Source organism: Cellulomonas sp. P4_B5_2, from assembly GCF_056402235.1.
In genome coordinates, this window is the sequence record NZ_JBFUHU010000345.1 from 1 (window position 1) to 5,598 (window position 5,598).

2 protein-coding genes and 1 pseudogene are annotated in these 5,598 nt (G+C 72.0%); 1 reads left to right on the top strand and 2 read right to left on the bottom strand.

Translation table 11 applies throughout. From position 1 onward, the window contains the following. A partial coding sequence (locus AC1DUQ_RS19075) for a hypothetical protein (protein ID WP_477074360.1) occupies nucleotides 1-758 on the bottom strand: 758 nt, incomplete at its 3' end. 174 nt (nucleotides 759-932) lie between these two features. Here AC1DUQ_RS19075 and AC1DUQ_RS19080 point away from each other — a divergent pair. Then, nucleotides 933-1,853, top strand: a complete 921-nt coding sequence (locus AC1DUQ_RS19080) for a LacI family DNA-binding transcriptional regulator (protein WP_477074361.1) — start codon at nucleotides 933-935, stop codon at nucleotides 1,851-1,853. 36 nt (nucleotides 1,854-1,889) lie between these two features. Here AC1DUQ_RS19080 and AC1DUQ_RS19085 read toward each other — a convergent pair. Further along, nucleotides 1,890-5,423, bottom strand: a pseudogene (locus tag AC1DUQ_RS19085) (glycosyl hydrolase); the annotation flags it as partial. Nucleotides 5,424-5,598: the final 175 nt, after the last annotated feature.

Below are 5,598 nucleotides of genomic sequence, written 5' to 3' on the forward strand. Positions count from 1 at the left end.
GCCGTGATCGGGGCGAGCGCCGCGAGGGCGGTCGGCAGGTTCGCGGCCGTGTCCCGGTCGTGGCGGCGCTGGAACGCGGCCACGTCGTTCATGTCCTTCATCGGACGGGTGTTCCCGAGGACGCCCGCGAGGTGCCGAGCACGGTCCTTGTCCCCGGGCAGCGCGGCGACGAGCTTGTTGGTGTCCGGCACGGCCAGGCACCGCAGGGTCTGCTCCGGGTACCGCCCGAACAGCGACCACGTCCACCCCAGGTCCGCGTACCGACCGTCCCGCAGCGCGTGCGACCACACGCGGGCGCGCTCCTGCCACTCCTGCGCACCGAGGCGGGGGCTGTCGACGGCGACATAGGCGTACTCGGCGATGCCGTCGAGCGCGAGCACGGCGTCGCGCAGCTCGTGCCGCTCGGTGTGCACGAAGCCGAGCAGCGCGTCGTCGCGGTCGGGGTGGGCGAGGATCGTGACGGTCACCGCCAGGCCGGCCTGCCCGTGCGGACCGCGGTCGTCGCGGATGGCTGCCACGGTCTCCACGGCAACCTGCCGGGAGAGCGCACCCAGCACGGACGCGGGCGCGGTGGTCTCGACCAGGCCGGGAAGGCCGAGCCGGACGCGGTCGATGTGGTGGGCGACCCGGGCGGCGAGGGCCTCGTGGAACAGGCGGTCGGCGACGTCGAGGAGGACGGGCTTCAGAGCGGCCGGCAGGGCGAGCGGGTCGGCGGCCCGGCCCGTCAGCAGCAGACCACCGGGGACGTGGAGGCTCATACCACCATCGTGCCGGGAGCCCGACGCCGCACCCTGGGACTACCGACCCACACCGACTCCCGCGACTAGGGTTGGCGCAGATCTGCCGAGGGTCGTGAGGGAGGGTCCGTGCCGCGGTTGACGAGTGCCGACGTGGCGCGGGAGAGCGGCGTGTCCCGGACCACGGTCAGCTACGTGCTGAACGGCAAGAACGACGTCGCCATCCCCGAGGCCACGCGTCAGCGCGTCCGGGACGCCGCCGCGCGCCTCGGCTACACCCCCTCGGCGGCGGCCCGGACGTTGCGGTCCGGCCGGAGCGACCTCGTGCTCTGCGTCCTGCCCAACTGGACCATCGGGCCGGTCATCGACACCCTGATGGACCACCTCACCACCGAGCTGGCGGCCAGGGGCCTGTCCGTCCTCGTGCACCACGACCGCGGCCCGCGTCCGCTCGCCGAGCTGTGGCGGGCGGTGACGCCGCGGGCCGTGCTCGGGCTCGCTCCGTTCGCGGAGGAGGACGAGCGCGCGATGCGCCAGGCGGGCATCCAGGTGGTCGGCAGCGCGCTCGACGAGGACGACCACCCGGGCACCTTCTCGGTCCCGCAGACCCGGATCGGGCGGCTGCAGGTCGAGCACCTCGCCGGCCGGGGTCACCGCGTGATGGCCTACGCGGCACCGAGCGACGACCGTCTGGCCGCGTTCGCGGACCGCCGCCTGGCCGGGGTGGTGCAGGAGTGCGAGCAGCTCGGCCTGCCCGGGCCGAGGGTCCAGGTCGTCGACCTCGACGTGGCGTCCGCCGCCGCGGCCGTCCGGAGCTGGCGCGCAGGTCCGGACCCCGTCACGGCGGTCGCCGCCTACAACGACGAGGTCGCACTGGCCGTGCTCGCCGGGCTGCGCGCCGAGGGCTTGCGCACCCCGCAGGACGTGGCCGTCATCGGGGTCGACGACATCCCCGCGGCACGGCTCGCGGCCCCCGCCCTCACGACCGTCTGGCAGGCCATCGACGCGCAGGCGACGTACCTGGCCGCCGCGGTGATCGCGGCGCTCGACGACGCCGTCGACCCACCGGCGCAGCCGAGCGACGTCTTCCACGTCATCGCCCGCGACTCGACCTGACACGTCGCGCGGGACGAAGTCGGCCGGCTGCCCGGAGTCGAACGTCAGGTAGACGGTGTGGGTCCCCGTCGTGCCCTGGATGTTCGCCGGGACCGTCTGCCAGACCTGCCACCCGCCCGTGCTCCCGATGGCGAAGCTGCCGATCGACGGACCCGTGAGGCTGTCCAGCCGCACGTTGACGAGCCCGCTGACACCACCGGCGGCGCCGGACGCGACCCTCGCGCGGAACGTCGACCGCGGCGTGCTGCCGAAGTTGACGTTGTCGAACCTGACATGGTCCCCGTTGCCGATCCAGGCGATGTTCTCGCCCCCGTCGGTGTCCTGCGTCGCCTCCTTGGCGACGCCCGCCATGCCGTTGTACGCCTCGGCCTGGATGCGGGACGTGGCGTCGATGCCGGTCGAGGTGCCGGTCGTCGTGACGGACACCGAGCTGCTCACGGCCGAGCGGTTGCCCGCCGCGTCGTAGGCCCGCACCGTGAACGCGTAGCCGGTCGAGGGCGACAGGCCCGTCGCCGTGTAGCTCCGGTTCGCGGTCGAGGCGATGACGGAGCCGTTGCGGAGCACGTCGTAGCCGGCGACCCCCACGTTGTCGGTGGACGCCGACCACGCCAGCGTCGTCGCCGACGAGGTGGTGCCCGACGCGGTCAGCCCGGTGGGCGTCGACGGTGCGACGGTGTCGGACCCGCCGGACGTGGTGACGCTCACCGTGCTGCTGCTCGCCGACCGGTTGCCGGCGCCGTCGAGCGCCCGGACGGTGAACTGGTAGAGCGTCGAGGCCGCGAGGCCCGTCGCGGTGAAGGTGGTCCCCGTCGCCGTGCCGACGACGGTGCCGTTGCGGAGCACCTCGTAGCCCGAGACCCCGCTGCCGCCCGCGTTGTCGGTCGATGCGGACCACGACAGGTTCGTCGAGGACGACGTCGTGCCGGAGGCGGAGAGTCCTGCCGGGACGGAGGGTGCCGTCGTGTCCGTCGGGACGGACACGTTCGAGCTGGCGACCGACCGGGCCGGCACCGCGAGCGTGACGCCGTTGGAGAAGGTGACGGTGATCGCCGACCCGCCCATGTTCGCCGCCTGGTACGTCCGGACGCCGTTCTTGACGAAGACCGCGTGCAGCGGGGTGTTCGCCGTGACCGACCGGTCGACGGTGCCGAGCCCGGACAGGCTCTTGAGCCAGTAGAACGTGTGCGCCCGGGACTCCCCCTCCTCGACGGCGTAGGAGTCCGCCTGGGACCGGAACTGCGAGAGCGCCGTGGGGGCGTCTGCCAACGCCTGGAACTCCCAGACGATGTCCTTCCAGACCGTCGCCGGTCCCCCGTTGTTGCGTTCGAGCTCGGCGATGTTGCGGCTGACGTACGACGGGTTGTAGCCGAGGTAGAGGTGCCCGGCGGTGCTGGGCAGCAGGTTGATGCCCTGGATCATCTCCGGCTCGGCGCTGAACCACGTCGAGTACGAGCCGCCGTCGCCCCAGACCATGCCGACCGTGGAGTGGCCGAACGCGGCCGGGAACGCCTCGTCGTCGGTGTCGAACCAGTAGTTCTCGATGGCCGACGCCTGCGTGGTGTACAGGTAGATGCCCAGGTCACGCACGGCGGTGTTGCCGGTCGCCTGACCCCACTGGATCAGGCCGCTGGCGAAGTTCATGCCCTCGGACGACGACTCCTGGTTGTTGCCGGCCCCGAACGCGCCGTGCCCGGCGGCCCAGTCGTGGCCTGCGTAGATGTCGAAGTCGCGCAGGAACGGGAAGCGCGTGTCCGTGCGGTCCCAGTTCGCCGCGTCCTTGATGACCGTGTTGACCATGCCGCCGTACGCGGAGGTCGCGGCCCAGGCCGGGTCGAACTGCGCCACGGTGGCGGCGCCCACCACGTAGTAGCCGTAGTGGAAGTGGTGGTCGTTGAGGTCGGTGTCCGAGCCGTAGGAGGCCGGGTAACCGATCAGGGTGCCCCACGACGGGTTGTACCAGAACGAGCGGGTGGTCTCCCCCGGCGACGCGGTCATCCAGTCCGTGAGGCGCGTCCTCATGGAGCTGACGAGGCTGTCGCGGGCCGCTGTGTTGCCGGTGAGGTTGGCCATGTGGGCGACCTGCGAGATCCGTCCGAACGCCTTGCCCGTCCAGTAGGTGTCGTCGCCGAACCCGGCGAACGGGTCACCCGACGCGACCTGCGAGATGTAGCCGTTGAGCTGGTTCGCGTCGGCGGACCCCGCGGCGAACCCGGTGTTCGCCAGCTGCGGGAGCACGCCGTTGAACGTCGAGACCGTCTGGAACTGCGAGCTGCCGATCACGACCCGCATCGGGCCGCGCGGGGAGGTGTACGAGTAGGGGCTGAGCGTCGCGCCCGTGAGGTTGTCGCGCTGGTGCGGGTAGAGCGCGTAGACCGTGCCGGTCCCTGAGCCCTGACGTGCGGTCGTGGTGAACGCGTAGGTCGCGGTCATCCGGGACGTCGACTCGTCGTAGGACCACGACACCTTCGTCCCGGTCACGTGGTTGTGCGCGTAGGGCGCGTAGGCGTTCAGGGCCGCGACACGGTCCGCGGTGCTGTTGCTCGGCTGCGTGGGCAGGACGGCGACCGAGAAGAACGTGCCGCCGTTCAGCGTGGAGCTGATCGTGTTCCCGGAGACGCTCCAGGTGGAGCCGGTCGGCCCGAAGGCCGCGTAGTCGTGGCCGTTGATCGTGTACCCGATCGCACCGTTCCCGGTGGTCCACACCGTCGGGGCCGCGGTGCCGGCGAGCGAGGCGTTGCCGCCGGTCTTGGTGGCGTACACGAACGGCAGGCCGTGACCGAACGTGGTCCGCAGACTGCTGCTGCCGTTGGTCCAGAGCTCGCTGACGGTCCAGTCGGAGTACCCGTCGACCTTGCCGTCGGCGTCGAGGCCGGCGATCCCGAGCCGGAAGTCCTCGGCGTAGTTGTAGTGGTACTCCCCCACGCCCGTGGCGGTGCCGGAGATGCTCGCCGTGGTCGGGTAGCTCACCCCGAGCCCGTTGGTGTACGCGTGGTACGACAGCGGGTGCGCCATGAGGTTCTCGGAGATCGAGGCGCAGTTGAACTTGCGCCACAGCAGCGACGTCCACCAGTCGTTGGTCGGGATCGCGCCGGCCGGGAAGTTCGCGGTGACGTGCGCCCGCGGGTTGGTGACCGGCGTGCCGTTGCACTCGGTGGGCACGGCACCGCCGGTCGGGGTGCCCTCGGCGTAGCTGCCCGAGCCGACAGTCACCGCCTCTGCGCGCGCGACCGGCAGGAGGATCGCCTGCACCAGGTACGCCAGCATGGCGCCGACGGCCACCATGGCCACCAGCCGGCGGCGGTCCAGGGTGCGATGGGAGGGGGTCGGTCGTACGTGAGCAGACATCCTGCGGTCTCCGATCGGGTGCGGCACGCCCGCCGACGAGGGGTCGGCACAGCGGGCCCGGGGGGCGCGGTGACGCAGCCGTCCGGCGACAGCCGCGGTGAGCGGGCGGGCCGGCAGGTCGAGCGCAACGCTGCGCTCGGCCGGGTCGGCCCTGGGCTGACTTCCGCCAGCCCGGTTCGGAGCGTGATCCGGCCTGCGGGAATCGGGGTCCGCCGCCGGATCCATCGGCACGGGACGCTCACGGAGGGACGTCCTCGCCGGTGAGGTTCCTCCTGAGTGACTCGTGTCACTACTGTGTGACCCCAGAGTCGGACCCCGCGGCAACAAAGTCAAGCCCTCGTTCGACCGACACGTGTCATTCGCTCGGCGGGAGCGCCCCGGAGACGGCACGACGCCCGCT